The sequence below is a fragment of the Pseudoalteromonas sp. APC 3355 genome (assembly GCF_030407615.1).
Classification (GTDB): domain Bacteria; phylum Pseudomonadota; class Gammaproteobacteria; order Enterobacterales; family Alteromonadaceae; genus Pseudoalteromonas; species Pseudoalteromonas distincta.
In genome coordinates, this window is the sequence record NZ_JASDDB010000014.1 from 89,663 (window position 1) to 107,299 (window position 17,637).

Below are 17,637 nucleotides of genomic sequence, written 5' to 3' on the forward strand. Positions count from 1 at the left end.
TTTGAGCTCGGAAGCTTTATGGCAGGCACTAACCTTTTAACGTTATTAGATGATATAACCACTTTACTTGATGACATTGCGACAATGAGTAAGGTAGCAACAAAAAAAACAGCAGGTGTATTAGGCGATGACTTAGCGCTCAATGCACAGCAGGTTACAGGTGTAGCAGCAGAGCGTGAATTACCGGTTGTTTGGGCTGTGGCAAAGGGCTCATTTTTAAATAAAGCGATACTCGTACCCGCTGCTTTATTAATAAGCGTATGGCTGCCTTGGTTAATAACACCGCTTTTAATGATGGGTGGTTTGTTTTTATGTTTTGAGGGAGCTGAAAAAGTATTTGCTAAGTTTTTGCCTCATAACAGTGAAGCGGTAGACGAAGATGAAAAGTTAGATTTAGTTGAGTACGAAAAACAAAAAATAAAAGGGGCAATAAGAACCGACTTTATTCTTTCTGCCGAAATTATTGTGATTACTTTAGGTACTGTGGCAGGTGCTACATTGCTTAATCAAGCTTTAGTGCTTTGTGTTATCGCAATTATAATGACTATTGGTGTTTATGGCTTAGTGGCAGGTATTGTAAAACTGGATGATGCCGGGCTTTATTTACTCAACCAATCAAAGGTAACAGCTAATAAATTTAAAGAATTACTTGGGAAAGGCTTACTCGCAGCAGCGCCTAGGTTGATGCAGTTTTTAGCATTTGCGGGCACCATCGCGATGTTTTTAGTAGGTGGCGGGATTTTAGTACATGGTGTTGAGTTACTACATCATACTCAAGTCGATGTAACAAACTATGCCCAATCTGTTGCTGGCGGTACAGGAGAAGTATTAGCTCCTCTATTGTTTGATGGTTTGCTAGGCGTGATTGCTGGCTTAGTTGTTGTGCTTATACATGTAGGTTATACAAAGTTATTTAAAAAATAGCAGACACATTTAGTTATCATTTTCGTTACATTTCATAAGACTTTATATATTATGACTTCTTGTTGTTAATACAGGGAATTATGATGAATTTTCTTTTAAGATGTAACTTGTTAGTACTTCTGTTATTTGTAAGCTTTTTTAGCTTCTCAAAGCAGCCCCAAATCCCCGTGGAGTACTTCAGTAAAAATAAAGAGTTTAATCACGCTACTATTTCTCCAGGCGGCGAGTATTTAGCGGTTATAAATAAAGTTGCAGGTAAAGATGCGCTTGTTATTTTTGATACTGAAAACTTTAAAATGCTTCATGCAGTTGCCTTTGAAGGAAATGCTCAAGTTGGTGATTATCATTGGGTTAATAATGAACGAGTTGTTGTCACTAAAGAGTATTTAAAAGGGTGGCAAGACCACCCTGAATATCATGGTGAGATATTTGGCGTAAATGCTAATGGGGCTAGAGGTAAGTATCTAATTGGTTACCATGGTGAAATGCAAACAGGTACACGCCTTAAAAGGCAGACTCCTTTATACGGAACTTCATTTGTATTAGACCCCTTAGTTACTAACAAAAGAAAAATGTTAGTAGTTACCTATCCTTGGACCTCGAGTAATGAGCCGCATACTATTGTCTATGAAGTAGATGTATATACGGGCAAAAGGAAGCAAGTTACTTTGTCTCCATCACGTATGGCTGAATTTTTAACTGATCATGATGGTAATGTTCGAGTTTCAGTATCTACAGATAATTATATAGATGCAAAAATACATACCAAGGCAAAAGATGGCGGTGACTGGGAGAAATTAAATTTAGGAGAGGTTAGTTATGGCGATATTAGACTAAAAGCTTTTGATAAGTCTGGTGACAGCATTTATATGACTGCTTCTGTTGGTGGAGAGGCTGAAGGGTTATATAAACTAAATTTAAATACTAAGGAAATTGAATTAGTTCATCAAGAACAATATGTATCTCCAAAAAGAGTGTGGGTTGATGAAGTTTCAAAAGAATTATTTGCAATAGAAAGTGAGTTAGGTTATCCAAACTATGCTTTTATAGATAAAGACTCTCATAAAAGTGTTCGTTTAAAGTCTTTGATAGAAGCATTGCAAGGCGACCAAGTGCAGTTAGTCAGTAGCACCTCTAATGGCGATATTAATGTTATTTACGCATCAAGTGATACCAACCCTGGTAAATATTACTTATACGATGGGGTACAAAATAAGCTAAGAATATTATTTTCAGCGCGTGGCTGGCTGAACGAAAATGAGCTTTCAAAGACAAAACCTATTCAATATAAAACTCGGGATGGTTTAACTATTTATGGGTATTTAACTGTTCCTAATGGTCTTGAAGATAAAAACTTACCTCTAGTTGTAATGCCTCATGGCGGTCCACATGGCCCTCGTGATTATTGGGGGTATGATTCTGAGGTACAGTTATTAGCAAGTAGGGGAATGGCTGTACTAAGAGTTAATTTTAGAGGTTCAGGTGGGTTTGGTCGAAACTTCGAAGAAGCAGGTTACCAAAAGTGGGGTTCTGATATTCAGTTTGATATTATTGATGGTGTTAATTTTTTAATTTCTAATGGAACGGTAAACAAAAACAACATTTGTATAATGGGATCAAGCTTTGGTGCTTATTCAGCTTTGCAGAGCGCCATTTTAGAGCCAGACATGTTTAAGTGTGCAATTGGAACAGTTGGTATTTATGACCTACCGCTAATGTTTGAAGAAGGTGATATTTCAGGGCGTAGTACAGGACAAAACTATCTTGAAAACGTTTTAGGCACTGATGAAACGCTTTTGAAGGCATTTTCACCTAGCTATAATATAGATAAGCTTAAAGCAGCTGTGTTCATAGTTCACGCAGGTGAAGATGCACGAGCCCCTATTGAACAAGCCGAATCATTAATTGCTGCATTGAAAAAAGCTAACCATCCTTATAAGTACGTGTTATTGGAGGATGAGGGCCATGGTTTTTACAAAGAAGAACACAGAACTGCTTACTACAAACAAGTAATTAATTTTTTAGATAAACATTTAGAGTTATAAAATATTAAAGCAGCAAGTAACATACTTGCTGCTTTATTCACAGCTAGCTATTTTACAAAGAGATTCCAATTCAAATTGTGCTTTAGTATTTTTTTGCTCAATAGCCTTTTTGTACCAATAAATAGCTTGCTGTTGATCCTGATCTATTCCCTGACCATCACGATACATTTGCGCTAAATTTAATTGCCCCCATTGAGAGCCCGCTTCAGCAGCTTGTTTAAAGCTATTAAATGCTTCAACAAACAAACCATCTTTAAAATAAATAATGCCTTGTTGATTGTTTTTATCGAGCTTTAAGCCTTTATATAGTGGCTTAGGTTTGGGAGGATGCATCACAAACCCACCATAAAGGATGTTGGCATAGGGGCGCAGCACGTCGTAAATAGCTTCGTCGTTGTAAAGGCGTGCTACTTCATCACGAGGGAGGGTGATTGTTTTAGTGGAAAAGTAATTGTCTTGAATTAGCTGGCTAGTACGCATTGCCAAAGTAATACTATTATTACGTTTATAGCTGTAGTTGCTTATCTGAAAGGTAATAAATTGTTCGTCAAAATTTAAAACTTGAGCAATTTTTAAATTGGTTAGGGTCCAGGGCTCGTGTGTAAATTTGTCGGCGTGTACTAAGTAGGTATCATATATTTTAGGCGCATTTAAATAGCCTTCCTTTCGAGTCTCGCTATTAAGGTGCTGTTGATAAAAAAATAAAACAATCCAAAGTAATAAAAATACACCAATAAAGTATTTAGGTAGGCTTAGTTTTTCTATTAACGGTAGTTGCGTTATTTTTACAGGTTCGCTTTTTCCGCATTGATAGCACTCGCGTTTATAACTTAATTTTAAGGCAAGCATAGGTAAAATGCTAAATCGTAAATAGCGACTTTTATTTAGTAAATGGTAGGCGTCGCTTTGACAATGAGGGCAGCGTGTTGTTTGTGCAAAATGTGGAAATGATTCACTCGTGTTGAAAAGTAACATAAAGCACGCTCCTTGTTTAATTACCTAAAGGTAAAACAAGAAGCGTGTAAGTTAAAGCCACAAACTGTAAGTAAGTATGTCTGTTATTACTTATTTTGAGCTTTAGGCTTAATTGTTGTTTTTGCATCAGCAGCCATTAGAGCAAATACAGCGTATGCAGCGGTATTTTGACGAAGCTTAGCAGGTGTTACTTTATCAAGCGTATCGTCAGCTGTATGGTGGTAATCAAAGTAATCTGTTCCATCTTGAGCAAGTTCAAAAATAGGTGCTGAGGTTGCTGCTTTAAGTGGAATTAGATCAGGGCCACCATTCGCTTGGTTTTTACCAATATGCTCAATATTTAACGGCGAAAGTTCTTTTGCAATAGCACGCACTACAGGAAGTGACTCTGCGCTTACGTTCGATTCAAAAGCATATACAACATCGGCGCCAAAATCAGACTCAGCTGCTGCAACAATATTGCTTAGCTCGTTTTTATGCTTTGCAAAATAGGCTTTTGCACCCCAAAGGCCTAGCTCTTCGGCTGCAAAAAGTACCACACGAATACTGCGCTTAGGACGCTTTACATCGCTAATATGCTTAGCGGCTGCCATTGTTAGCGCAACGCCTGCACCGTCATCTAGTGCGCCAGTCCCTAAGTCCCAAGAATCTAAATGCCCGCCAATTAATACATACTGCTCAGGGTTTTCGGTACCATTAAATTGGCCAATAACGTTATAACCTGTGCCTTCACCAAGGCTTTCGGTTTGCACATTAATATTTACCGATACGTCTTTATCTAAAGCAATGAGTCGTGCTATTTGATCGGCATCTGGGTTAGCAATGGTTACATTAGGTATTTTTGTAACACCTTCTTTGTAGTAACTACCGCCAGTGTGTGCAAAACGATGATGACCAGTACTTACCGAGCGCATCATGTAGGCAACAGCGCCTTTTTTAGACGCTTCTATAGCGCCTGTGCCACGTGCTTTTACAGCAGGTCCATAACCATTCCCGTCTATATCGCGGTTCATGCGGTAATTAATATACGCAATTTTACCTTTTAGGCTGTTTGCTGGTGCTGCAATTAACTCATCAAGTGTTTCGAACAAGACTACTGATGCTGTGATCCCACCTTTAGGCGTGCTTATACTGTTACCTAATGCAGTTAAATGTAGAGGTTGCTCACTTGGTGTTAGTATTTTTCCGCTTTCGCTATAACGGCGCCATTCAGGAAAAGTCGCTTCTTCAAGCCATACTTTATCAAAACCAAGCTCATTAAATTTAGCTTTAGCCCATGCCACTGCTTTTTTATCATTTTCAGTGCCAGGTAAGCGAGGGCCAACCTCAGTTGTTAATGACTCTAGTAATTTATAGCTTAGATCACTATTTAGTGCAGAGGTGCGCACTTCATTGACTTGTTGTAATTGCTTTTGGGTAAATTCGGCGTTGTTAGCGTTTGCAGCCATACTGCTAGTAAGCAGCAGTGCGGTAATTAATTTTTTCATTTGGGTAAGCCTTTTTAATAATTAGCGCTATTAGAACATGTAACAAACATGATAAAAAATAGATGAGATGAATAGGCTTTGTAATAGGTTTAATGCTGTTAGGTATAAACGTTTAGATACAAAAAAGCCCGCGTAAATGTACGCGGGCTATATTTTAAAGCTGTTATTTAAGCATTTAATTAAAAGCTAAATTGCGCTGCTAAACGAAGATTTGTGCCCTCGCCAACAGTTACATTACTCGTGCCGCCACCACCTAAATAGCTTTTATCAAATAAGTTTTCGATGTTAAGGCGTAAGTTAATATCGGTATTGCTTAAGTTAAACTTATAAGTGGCGCCAACATCAACACGTGTATATGCATCTTTAGTAATTGTATTATCGCTATCTGCAAAGCGCTCGCCTTCGTAAAAAGCGCCAGCGTTAATGGCAATGGCGTCGTTTAATTCATAACGAGTCCACAGAGATGCCGACCATTTTGGTGCATCGGTAGGGCGCTTACCTTCCAATACTTCATCGCGTTCAAAGTTAGCATCTAGATACATAGTTGATGCCATAACAAATAAGCGGTCAGTAGCAGCACCTTGTGCGCTTACTTCAACACCTTTATGGCGTTGTTCACCCACTTGGTTTGTTTCACTTGTGAATGAGCCAATAGGTGTCTCAAGCTGTTCGCTAACAAGTGTGCCTTCTTTACTAATATCAAAAAGTGCACCTGTAAGCAGTAAACGGTCATCAAATAATTGCCATTTAATACCAATCTCTCTTTGCTCTGAGGTAATGGCATCTAGCTTCATGCCATTATTTACATCGGTTTCATCAATCAGAGTTTCACTACCTTGAGGCTCAAAACCTTCTGAGTAACTAGCATATATAGTTGCCGAAGTATTTGGATGATAAAGCACACCTACCTTTGGTACAAATGACTCGTTATCTGCACCTTCTCGTGTTTGTTTATCGTAACGGCCACCTAGCGATAATTGCCATTGTGGTGAGAACGAAATTAAGTCCTGAACGTAAATACCGTAATAGTCGTATTCAGTTTCGCTTACTGTATCATCTGTTTTATAACTTACAGATGGGCGTGATGGTTCTGCTTGTCCTGCAGAAAAATCAAAGTAGTCAGCAGAAGTACGGCGTTGCCCGTAGTAGTAATCTAGCGAGTTTGCGCCAATTAAAAACTGATGCTGTAAGCTACCTGTTTTAAATTCCCCAATAAAATCAATAAATGCAGTTTTAAATTGCCAATCGTCAAAACGGTCGTAAGGACGAGATTCATAGCTGTCACCTTCAGCAAAGCCACTAGGCATGCGAGGTGCTGACTCAAAGCGTTGGCGCTCAAACGTTTGTTCGTTATAGCCAAGTTTTACTTGCCAGTTATCGGTTAAAAATACTTCTAGGTCTACACCTAGGTTTTCTACGGTAATATCGGTAAACGCCCAAGACATATCACGGATTGTTTTATCGCTACCAATTACATTAGCATTATCATCTATCCATGCACCAGTATCTAAACCTGCTTCGTCATCTGTGCGGTCGTAATGCACACGTACTAATGCGTTATCGCTAATATCGTAATCTACAACTAAAGCACCTAAAAAGCGGTCACGCTCACGGTTTTCACCATTTTGGTATTCACGCCAGTAGTCAACGTCTTGCTTTACTAAAATCCCGCGAGCACGTAAATCTTCTGATTCAGTTAATGCACCTGCAGCATCAACCATAAAGCGCGTTGACCCATGCTGATCTACATCGGCACTGGCATTAAATAATGTTTGTGCTGTAGGCTTTTTAGTTACCATGTTAACCAAGCCACCTGGGCCTGACTGACCATATAAAATGCTTGATGGGCCTTTAATTACTTCAACTTGTTGCAAAATTTCGATTGGTTGCTGATAGTGCGACCAATGCTGATGACCGTCGCGTAAATAACCTGTCGATGAGCTCAGCTCAAAGCCGCGTAAGTTAAATACTTCACGATTTCGTTGTTGTGAGCCTGCAGTTAAGCTTGCGTCATTTGTGAGTACTTCGCCAAGTGTAGTGGCAAGCTGTTCGCTAATAATAGTGTCGGTTATTACAGTGACAGATTGTGCAGTTTCAAGTAATGAAGCTGATGTTCTCATTGCGCCATTAGCGTTATCTACTTTGTAATCGTTAAAGTAGCTACCCTTTACTTCTATGCGTTCAAGGTCGGTAGTGTTTGCATATGTGCTTGTTGTAATGCTTGCTAATAGTGCTATGTAAATAGAATTCAGTTTCATTAATTGCTTCCAGCGCAGGTATGTAAAAAACAATCGCGATCTTAATGCAAACTACTATCATTTTCAACACCTTTCATTAACATGTTTTATAATGTGTTTGTTAATGGTTGCCAATTACGAATTCTGCTATTATAAGCTGCATATTAGTGGGGCTTTCTCCCATGTTATTTTATTGCTATGGAACTTACTGTGACTTCAACTGCTTTTTCATCTTTGGCTTTACCGGCTGGACTCGTTGATAACTTATCAACACTTGGCTATGCCCACATGACACCTGTACAAGCGCAAAGTTTGCCGCCTGTACTTGCTGGTAAAGACATCATTGCTCAGGCAAAAACCGGTTCAGGTAAAACTGCTGCGTTTAGCTTGGGTGTGTTAGCTAAATTAAACGTAAAACGCTTTCGTATTCAATCTTTAGTCTTGTGTCCGACTCGCGAACTTGCCGAGCAGGTTGCGGTAGAAATGCGTAAATTAGCGCGCGGCATTCATAACATTAAAATATTGACGTTATGTGGTGGTGTTTCAATTGGCCCGCAAATAGGTTCACTTGAACATGGCGCGCATATTATTGTTGGCACGCCAGGGCGTGTTGATGACCATATTCGTAAAGGTACTCTACGTTTAGATGATGTGGAAACATTGGTGCTTGATGAAGCTGATCAAATGCTTGATATGGGTTTTCAAGACACACTTGATGCAATTATTGAGCGTATTCCACAAAATCGTCAAACATTGTTATTTAGTGCTACTTTCCCAAGAGCTATTGAAGCAATTGCTAAGCGTGTACTTAAAAATCCAGAAATGGTTAAAGTAGAAGAAGAGCAAGCCAAAAGCACAATTAAGCAGTACTTCTACAAAATGGATAACAATAAGCAGCGCTATCCAACGCTTAAGTTATTACTTCTTAAATTTACACCACAAAGCTGTGTTGTATTTTGTAATACCAAAGTAGAAACTCAACAAGTGTGTGATGATTTAGCTGACGAAGGCTTCAGCGCTGTTGCATTGCACGGTGATTTAGAGCAACGCGATCGTGAACGTACGCTAATTCACTTTTCAAATAAAAGTGCTTCAATACTTGTTGCAACCGATGTTGCTGCACGAGGTTTAGATATTGATGACATGGATATGGTTATTAACTACCATTTAGCACATGACACGCAAACACATGTTCACCGTGTTGGCCGAACTGGACGTGCTGGTAAAAAGGGCATTGCTTGTTCTATTTACGGTGAAGCTGAAGCGTTTAAAATTGCACAAATTGGCGATCATTACGAGCGTGATATTACTCCAGAGCAAATGCCGCCGTTTAATTTATTAGATAAACCGCCGTACCGCCCTGAAATGGTTACTTTGATGATTGATTCAGGTAAAAAGCAAAAAGTACGTGCAGGCGATATTCTTGGTGCTCTAACAGGTAAGGATGGGGTTGCAGGTCGTCAAGTAGGTAAAATTAACGTACTTGATAACGTAGCATTTGTTGCTGTTGAACGTAACTCATCAAAACCAGCACTTCGCAAACTAACCGAAGGCAACATTAAAGGGCGTAAAATACGCGCTCGTCGCCTTACTCGTTAATTTAAACCGCTAAATTAACAAATTAGCGAGCAGCTACCTTTAGCTGCTCGTATTGTAATTTTATTTTTTTAAACTTAACTTCACAACCATTTGGTTTATCTGGGTGCATCTGTAATGCAAGTTGTCTCCAGCGCTTTTGAACGTTTTTAAGAGTGAAATTTTCAGGTAACTTCCATTCTAAAGCCAACGCTTTAAATTCATTGTCATTTAATACCAGTTGTGGTGATGTCGTTTTAAACTGACGCCAAAAACTATTCAAAAGCTCATCAATTTTCTCTTCACCGGTATCGTAATTACGCCAATCTAAATAATAATCTCGCAAATTTTCGTTCGTTGTTACTAAACTATTATCTTCTTTTTCTAAAAGCTCGATATGCAGAGTTGAAATGAGTAAACTTTGAGGGCGTAATTGTGCCTGCAGTTGGTACAATGCATTCATAATTAAAAAGTTACGTTTAAATAAATCACGTTCAGGGCTTTTATCGAGTGTTGTTATTGCGCTGCGGTTTGTCAGTTCTGCTGCTAAAGTATGAACTTGCCAAACCTGCCTTGTTAATATCAGCTCAAAAATCTCATCAATCAGTGGGTTAAGCATTGTTTAGGCCCTAGTAGTTAGTGTATCTTCAATAAAGATTACACTGATATAAGTAACGGTTTGAAGGATTAAAATTATGCTGGGCAAGTTTAAATGCCTCTTATTTACTATATGCTGTGTACTAATAGCTCCTAGCTATGCCCAAAATAGTGATTCGTTATTTGAGCAATTCAGAAACGAAGTGCAGTGGGAGCCTAAATTACAATTAGCAAATACGTTACTTGCTAATAAAAACGTTTCTAAAAAAGAGCGTGTCGCTGTTTATTCGGCATTAGGTAATAGTGCGTTATCGGCTGATAATTTTAAAGAATCTTTACACTATTTTAAATTATTAGAAAAAAACACTTCAGATACTTTCTTTCCTGACGAGCACTTTCGTGCAATAAAAATGCAAGGTGTAGCACTTTTTTATCAAGGCTTATTTCAAAAGGCCATAACTGAATATACCCGCACCCTAGTATTAGCTGAAAAAAATGAACAACTACTTGAACAAGCAAATTTACTAAATAATATTGGTTTGGCTTATTTTAATATGAATAAGCTAGGCGATACCCTAGAGTTTTACTTAAAGGCAAAAGCTATTTACGAAGCGCACGGTAGTGAGCAAGATCAAACCGACATATTACTTAATATAGCAGGCGTTTATATACGCTTATCACGCTACGATAGTGCATTTAGTCTTTATCAAGATGTACTTAAAGTTTATCAGCGATTAGATGATAAAAGTGGTATTGCGCAGGTATACAACAATATGGGTGTTGCTCATATGGAGAGTAATCAATTTGACTTAGCACTTCATTATTACCAGCTAGCGCTGCGTTATTATATTTCAGCCAATGATTACAATAAGTTATCTACGCAATATACTAACTTGGCAAATACTAATTTAGTGTTAAAAAAAGTAGATGAAGCGTACGAGCAAGCTAAATTAGGTGAGTACTATGCGCTTAAAATAGGTAACCATAATTTAGAGCTTAATGCGCTACATGCGCTTGGTAAAATTCAGTTTGTTAAAGGCAACTTAGAAGAGGCGAAAATAAGTTTAGATAGAGCTATTTCACTTGCCCACGAATATGGCAGTGAGCGAATAATTAGGGAGGGTTTAGGGACTAAAGCACTACTTGAAGCCAGTAAAGGCGATTATTCAAGCGCAATGGCCTTGCAACAAGAATATATTAGTGAGCTGCGAAAACTCAGAAGTACAGCAATTATAAATGCATTAGCGGTACTTCAGCATCAATTTAAAGCAACCCAATTAAACCAAGAGATAGAAAAACTTAAACAAGATCGACGTGTGCAAGAGCTAAAAATGTCGCAGCGTTCTCAGCTTACTTTATTCTCTTTTTTACTATTACTTTTGGTTGTTGTAACTGGTATTGCGCTTTACCGCCGTGGCGCAGAAAAACGCGCTAAGCAGCAGTTAACAGAGCAAGTTACGCAGCGCACTGCCGAGTTACAAGCAATAGCACAGGAGTTAAGAGAAGCTAACGATGTTAAAAGCCAGTTTTTGGCCAATATTAGCCACGAAATCCGCACTCCACTAACGGCTATTTTAGGGCAAACAGATGCTTTAATTAATGAATTATATGAGCCTGAGTCACTTAAAGATGAACTAAGAGTAATTCAGCGTCACAGTGACCATTTAAAAAGCTTAATAAACGACGTGCTCGATTTAAGTAAAATTGAAGCCAATAGATTAGAGTTAAATATTTCGTGCTTTGATATTGTAGAGCTTGTAAATGACGTACATGCAATGTTTATCACTCAAGCAAAAGCAAAAAATCTACGCCTTATTTTAGACAATCAAGTGGGTAATGAGTTTTACACTAAGCTGGATTTAATACGCGTAAAACAGATTCTTATAAATTTATGCGCTAATGCTATTAAGTTTACTCACGCTGGCCAAATCATTATTGCTTTAAATAAGAGTGAACAAGGGCTAGTGATTATTGTAAAAGATACCGGTATTGGTATGAGCTCTAAACAGTTAAAGCTTATTTTTGAATGCTTTAGCCAAGCTGATAACAGTATTAGCCGTCGCTTTGGGGGGACAGGGTTAGGCCTTAGCTTATCGCAACAATTAGCCGCGATGATGGGCGGTTATATCAGTGTACAAAGCGAATACAAAAAGGGCAGTCAGTTTTCGTTCTTTTTACCGTGCGCAGAAGTAAATAAATCGCAAAGCCTGATTGAAACTCAAAGTGCTCCAAAGGTAAATAAGCAATTGGCAGGGCGTGTTGTACTTGCAGAAGATCACCCTGATAATCGAAGGTTAATAAGCCGCTATTTACGTTCAATGGGGCTCGAGGTTATTGCCGTTGAAAATGGTGAGCAAGCGGTAGAGCAGTGCTTAAAAGAGTATCCTGATTTAGTGCTACTCGATATTCAAATGCCTGTGATGGATGGGCGTTCTGCTTTTCAGCTATTAAAACAGTGTGGTTTTGAGCGGCCTATTTTTGCTTTAACTGCAAATGCTATGAGTCATGAAGTAGATGGCTATTTAGAGTTAGGGTTTAGTGGTTACTTAGGTAAACCGATAGATAAAGAGTCATTTTATAAAGCGCTTTCCAGCCACCTACATAATGCAGAAGATCAGCCAATTACAAAGCAAAATGAAGTTGATATGAGCGATCTTGTCATTAGTTTTAAGCAAAGCTTTGCTTTGGAGAGTGAAACGATTACTCAGCATTTTATAAGTGAAGATTTAGCCGCGCTACAAAAAGATAGTCATCGCATTTTAGGAGCGGCGCAAATGTTTGGTTTAGATGAAATTGCGCAATCGGCTCAAAGTTTAGATAGAGCACTTTTACGCAGGACCCAAAAAAGTAGTGCGAATGACTTTAAAGCGCTCGTTGATACGTTGCAGAGTGTACTTAAAAAGTATAATGAAAGTTAAACTGTGTTTAATCCCGACATAAAAAAAGCGCCTAAGGCGCTTTTTTTATTCAGCTAAGACGCTTTATTGGCGTCTCATCGAATCAAAAAATTCATCATTGGTTTTGCTCATCGATAGTTTATCGATTAAGAATTCCATCGCATCAATTTCTGACATGTCATGAACAATTTTACGTAAAATCCAAAGCTTTTGAAGCTCATCTGGTTTTGTTAGTAATTCTTCACGACGAGTGCCTGAACGATTAAAGTCGATAGCAGGGAATACACGTCTTTCCGCAATTTTACGGTTAAGGTGAAGTTCCATGTTACCAGTACCTTTAAACTCTTCGTAGATAACTTCATCCATTTTAGAGCCAGTGTCGATAAGCGCTGTAGCTATGATTGTTAAGCTACCACCTTCCTCAACGTTACGTGCAGCACCAAAGAAGCGCTTAGGTTTATGTAATGCGTTAGCGTCAACACCACCAGTAAGTACTTTACCTGATGAAGGAATAACGGTGTTATAAGCACGTGCTAAACGAGTGATTGAATCCAATAAGATAACAACATCTTTTTTATGTTCAACTAGGCGTTTTGCTTTTTCGATAACCATTTCGGCAACTTGTACGTGACGAGAAGCTGGTTCATCAAACGTTGATGCAATAACTTCACCTTTAACTAGGCGTTGCATCTCTGTTACTTCTTCCGGACGTTCATCAATAAGTAAAACCATTAATGTTACATCAGGATGGTTGTGCGTAATTGATTGTGCAATATTTTGAAGTAGCATTGTTTTACCCGCTTTTGGCGGAGCTACTAACAAGCCACGTTGGCCGCGGCCAATAGGAGATGCTAAATCAAGTACACGGGCTGTAATATCTTCTTTACTGCCGTTACCACGTTCCATGCGAAAACGTTCGTTTGCATGTAGTGGAGTAAGGTTTTCAAAAAGAATTTTAGTTCGAGAGTTTTCAGGTTTATCAAAGTTAACTTCATTTACTTTGAGTAAAGCAAAGTAACGTTCACCGTCTTTAGGTGGACGAATAAGGCCTGAAATTGAATCGCCAGTACGCATGCTGAAACGGCGAATTTGGCTAGGTGAAACATAAATGTCATCTGGCCCAGCTAAGTAAGAGGCTTCTGATGATCTTAAGAAGCCGAAACCATCTTGTAAAATCTCTAATACACCGCCGCCGAAGATATTCTCTCCGCCTTTGGCATGGGATTTAAGAATGGCAAAAATGATATCTTGCTTTCTTAAGCGGGCTACGTTTTCGAGCCCCATGGACTCAGCTAAGTCTACAAGCTCTTTAATCGACTTGTCTTTTAATTCGCGTAAATGCATATTGGTGGGTTCTTTATTACAGTTGTCATACTCAAAATCGCTTTGATCGTTGAGTGAGGTTTGTTGAATATAACTAAGGATTAGTTGGCTTTATAAACTAGCAGTTCACTGGCAAAGCGTCCAGTCTTTATACAAAATAAATTTAAAAAAGGGCAAAAAAGCCCTTTTTATTGTTCTAGCTTACCGTTAGATGTTGTTTTCTAAAAACTCGATAAGTTGAGTTTTTGAAAGAGCACCTACTTTCGTTGCAGCTACTTGGCCATCTTTAAAAAGAAGTAAAGTAGGGATACCACGAATACCAAACTTTGGCGGTGTGCCAGCATTTTGGTCAATATTTAATTTAGCAACAGTCACACGGCTGTCGTATTCATCAGCAACTTCGTGAAGAATAGGGGCGATCATTTTACAAGGTCCACACCATTCAGCCCAGAAATCTACTAGTACTGGTTTGTCTGATTGTAATACGTCAGCTTCAAAGCTATCGTCAGTAATTTGGATTATTTTCTCGCTCATTGCGCTCTCCGATTTAGTTAGGCGAAATATTTAGTGCGTATTTAAACACTCTTGTTTCTTATTGCAAGTTTAAACGTTATGCTTAAACGCTATGACTAAGACACATTTAACCGATAAAAAGTTTTCAGACTTTGCTATCGCACCGGAAGTGGTTGCCGGTTTAACCGAGAATGGGTTTGAATATTGCACACCTATTCAAGCAAAATGCCTACCTTTTATTTGTGATGGACGCGATATCGCGGGCCAAGCTCAAACGGGTACAGGCAAAACGTTGGCGTTTTTAACTGCCACGTGCCATCGGTTATTACAATCTAGCAAAGCACCTAGTAAACATCCAAGAGCCCTGATCATGGCCCCTACTCGGGAGCTTGCGATTCAGATACACAAAGATGCTAAAATTTTAGCGCCGCACTGTAATCTTAACTTAGGTTTAGTATATGGTGGCGAAGATTACGAAAAACAACGTGCACAACTAGAAAAAGGCGTTGATATTTTAATTGGTACTACAGGTCGCCTAATTGATCTGTATAAGCAAGGCTGTTACACCCTTAATGAAATTGAGGTAGTCGTGCTGGACGAAGCCGATCGTATGTTCGATTTAGGTTTTATCAAAGATATTCGCTATATGTTCGATCGTATGCCAGATACATCAAAGCGTTTAAACTTATTATTTTCTGCCACATTATCGTACCGCGTACAAGAATTAGCTTTTGAGCACATGACAAACCCAGAGCATGTTCAAATTGAACCTGACGTTAAAACGGGTAAACGTATTCAAGAAGAGCTATTTCATCCTTCGCAAGAAGATAAAATTAAGCTGTTATTAACCTTAATTGAAGAAGAATGGCCAGAGAAAGCAATCGTGTTTGCAAATACCAAGCATAGTTGTGAAACAGTATATGCTTGGCTTAAATCAGACGGTCATCGTGTAGGTATGCTTACTGGTGATGTTAACCAGAAAAAACGCCAAACTATATTAGCGCAATTCAGCAAAGGTGATTTAGACTTTTTAGTTGCAACCGATGTTGCAGCGCGTGGTCTTCATATTCCAGAAGTAAGTCATGTGTTTAACTTTGATTTACCTGACGATTGTGAAGATTATGTTCACCGTATTGGCCGTACTGGCCGCGCTGGTGCATCAGGCCACGCAATTAGTTTTGCATGTGAGCAATATGCATACAACCTGCATGAAATTGAAGAATATATAGAGCACAGCATTCCTTTATCACATTATGATAAAACAGCATTGCTAGATGATTTAACTCAGCCTATTATTCAAAGAAAGCGCAACTATTCAACAGGTCCACGTAACCGTAGTAATAACAGCGGACGTCGCCCAAATAATAGTTACCAAAAAGGACGGTCGTAAGCGACCGTTTGTATAAGTAGTAGTAACTAGAGGTTTTTGAACGGTGGGGCAACTTAAACCGCAAAAAAATGTGTACGCAGTTATTGATTTGGGCTCAAATAGCTTTCATATGCTTATTGCCAAATCAATTGCTGGCGGTCTACAAACAATTGGACGTGTTAAACGCAAAGTCCGATTAGCCGCAGGGCTTGATAAAGGAAACGTATTAAGCACTGAAGCAATGCAGCGAGGCTGGGAATGCCTTGCCCTTTTTGCTGAGCGTCTACAAGATATCCCAGACAAAAACATCACCATAGTAGCAACAGCTACCTTACGCTTAGCAACTAACGCCGACGTATTTAAAAATCATGCCGAAAAGATTCTTGGTCATAACATTAATGTTATCAGCGGAGAATTAGAAGCGCGCACAATTTATAAAGGTGTTGCCCATACTTCATCTTGTACTGGCAAACAGCTTGTTATTGATATTGGTGGTGCAAGTACAGAAGTTGTAATTGGTAAAGCATTTGATGCCCTACATTACAAAAGCCTCAATATGGGGTGTGTTACCTATCTTGAACGCTATTTTAAAGATTGCCAACTAAGTAAGAGTAACTTTAACGCAGCAATAAAAGCGGCTCGTACAGTCATTGATGAAATTTCTCCGGAGTATAAAGCAGCTGGATGGCAAATTGCATCTGGAGCTTCTGGTACAGTACAAGCAATTCAAGAAATTATGGTCGCGCAAAATCTTGACGACTTACTTACACTTGAAAAGCTCAACACCATAAAAGATCAAGCAATTGCATTTAGCACTATTGCAGCGCTAGACCTTCCTGGGTTAAGTGAAGACCGTCGACTGGTATTTGTATCAGGACTTGCAATCTTAATCGCACTATTTGAATCTCTTGAAATAGAAAAAATGGGATTGGCGGGTGGAGCACTGCGTGAAGGTGTTTTATATAGCATGGTTCCGGAGTTTCATAATAACGACATTCGCAAACGCACAGTTGATGGGTTTATGAGTCGTTATCATGTTGATCAAAAACAAGCGTGTCGAGTTTCAAGCTTGGCAATGCAGTTAGCGCTGAGTATTGATAAAGATTGGCCGATTGAAAGCTTAAATGGGTTACCACTATTAAAAGCGGTAGCGCAGCTTCATGAGATTGGATTACTAATAGAGTATAAGCAGTACCACAAACATACCGCTTATATTTTGGAAAATACCGATATGCCTGGTTTTTCACAGTCAGAGCATAAATTAATAGTAGCGGTAGCAGATGCACATCGATCTGATTTTCCAAAAGGTTGTTTTAATTCACTCGGCGTAAATAGTCTATTAGCGCAATATATAGTGAGATTACTACGAATAGCAGTCATTTTATCAATGCGCAGACAAGATGATGTACTGCCTAAGTTTGAGTTAACTGCTAAAAATGAAGTCTTAGACCTTAAGTTTGAAAGTAACTGGTTAAAAGATCATCCATTAATGGCCAGTGAGCTGCAACAAGAGTCTAAACAGCAAGGAAAACTTGGCTGGAAGCTCATAGTAAACTAATTAAAAAGGCCCATCAGGGCCTTTTTAGTGTTTAAAGTAACCATTTCGATGTAAATATGTGCGAACAGCACATTATTTCAAGTTTTCTTCAAAAAAGGGTTGATCTGTTTTCGGATCTCCCTATAATGCGACCCCAC

General features: G+C 38.9%; 12 protein-coding genes. 6 read left to right on the forward strand and 6 right to left on the reverse strand.

The features are described from left to right. The first annotated feature begins 18 nt into the window (after positions 1 to 18). Together QMA08_RS16870 and QMA08_RS16875 are read left to right on the forward strand one after the other, a co-directional pair. Positions 19 to 924: a DUF808 domain-containing protein gene (locus QMA08_RS16870; protein ID WP_024595166.1), complete on the forward strand. Its 906-nt coding sequence runs from the start codon at positions 19 to 21 to the stop codon at positions 922 to 924. An 83-nt stretch (positions 925 to 1,007) separates the two neighbouring features. Further along, positions 1,008 to 2,969, forward strand: a complete 1,962-nt coding sequence (locus QMA08_RS16875; RefSeq protein ID WP_290175009.1) for a S9 family peptidase — start codon at positions 1,008 to 1,010, stop codon at positions 2,967 to 2,969. Positions 2,970 to 3,002: 33 nt separating this feature from the next. Here the strand turns inward: QMA08_RS16875 and QMA08_RS16880 are convergent, their stop codons facing one another. From QMA08_RS16880 to QMA08_RS16890, 3 genes are all read right to left on the reverse strand, one after another. Further along, positions 3,003 to 3,944, reverse strand: coding sequence for a sel1 repeat family protein (locus QMA08_RS16880; RefSeq protein ID WP_290175010.1), 942 nt, complete (start codon positions 3,942 to 3,944; stop codon positions 3,003 to 3,005). An 86-nt stretch (positions 3,945 to 4,030) separates the two neighbouring features. After that, positions 4,031 to 5,431 carry a M20/M25/M40 family metallo-hydrolase gene (locus QMA08_RS16885; protein WP_290175011.1) on the reverse strand — a complete coding sequence of 467 codons (1,401 nt, stop codon included), beginning with the start codon at positions 5,429 to 5,431 and terminating at the stop codon, positions 4,031 to 4,033. Positions 5,432 to 5,610: 179 nt separating this feature from the next. Further along, a complete protein-coding gene (locus QMA08_RS16890; RefSeq protein ID WP_278380184.1) occupies positions 5,611 to 7,689 on the reverse strand; it encodes a TonB-dependent receptor in 2,079 nt (692 codons plus the stop codon). A gap of 189 nt (positions 7,690 to 7,878) precedes the next feature. On the opposite strand from QMA08_RS16890, the gene dbpA reads away from it, so the two are divergent. Continuing rightward, complete coding sequence (dbpA, locus tag QMA08_RS16895) at positions 7,879 to 9,267, forward strand: ATP-dependent RNA helicase DbpA (RefSeq protein WP_002960948.1); 1,389 nt, start codon at positions 7,879 to 7,881, stop codon at positions 9,265 to 9,267. A 22-nt stretch (positions 9,268 to 9,289) separates the two neighbouring features. Here dbpA and QMA08_RS16900 read toward each other — a convergent pair whose 3' ends face one another. Further along, positions 9,290 to 9,862: a DNA-J related domain-containing protein gene (locus QMA08_RS16900; RefSeq protein ID WP_278380182.1), complete on the reverse strand. Its 573-nt coding sequence runs from the start codon at positions 9,860 to 9,862 to the stop codon at positions 9,290 to 9,292. Positions 9,863 to 9,938: 76 nt separating this feature from the next. On the opposite strand from QMA08_RS16900, the gene QMA08_RS16905 reads away from it, so the two are divergent. Next, positions 9,939 to 12,758, forward strand: coding sequence for an ATP-binding protein (locus QMA08_RS16905; RefSeq protein WP_290175012.1), 2,820 nt, complete (start codon positions 9,939 to 9,941; stop codon positions 12,756 to 12,758). A gap of 63 nt (positions 12,759 to 12,821) precedes the next feature. On the opposite strand, the gene rho is transcribed toward QMA08_RS16905, so the two are convergent. Further along, positions 12,822 to 14,081, reverse strand: a complete 1,260-nt coding sequence (gene rho / locus QMA08_RS16910) for a transcription termination factor Rho (protein WP_002960945.1) — start codon at positions 14,079 to 14,081, stop codon at positions 12,822 to 12,824. Positions 14,082 to 14,267: 186 nt separating this feature from the next. After that, positions 14,268 to 14,594: a thioredoxin TrxA gene (gene trxA / locus QMA08_RS16915; RefSeq protein WP_002960942.1), complete on the reverse strand. Its 327-nt coding sequence runs from the start codon at positions 14,592 to 14,594 to the stop codon at positions 14,268 to 14,270. A gap of 91 nt (positions 14,595 to 14,685) precedes the next feature. Here trxA and rhlB point away from each other — a divergent pair, with 91 nt between their 5' ends. Both rhlB and gppA read left to right on the forward strand, forming a co-directional pair. Then, positions 14,686 to 15,963, forward strand: a complete 1,278-nt coding sequence (rhlB, locus tag QMA08_RS16920) for an ATP-dependent RNA helicase RhlB (RefSeq protein ID WP_002960940.1) — start codon at positions 14,686 to 14,688, stop codon at positions 15,961 to 15,963. Between the two features lie 43 nt (positions 15,964 to 16,006). Further along, a complete protein-coding gene (gppA, locus tag QMA08_RS16925) occupies positions 16,007 to 17,500 on the forward strand; it encodes a guanosine-5'-triphosphate,3'-diphosphate diphosphatase (RefSeq protein ID WP_002960939.1) in 1,494 nt (497 codons plus the stop codon). Positions 17,501 to 17,637: the final 137 nt, after the last annotated feature.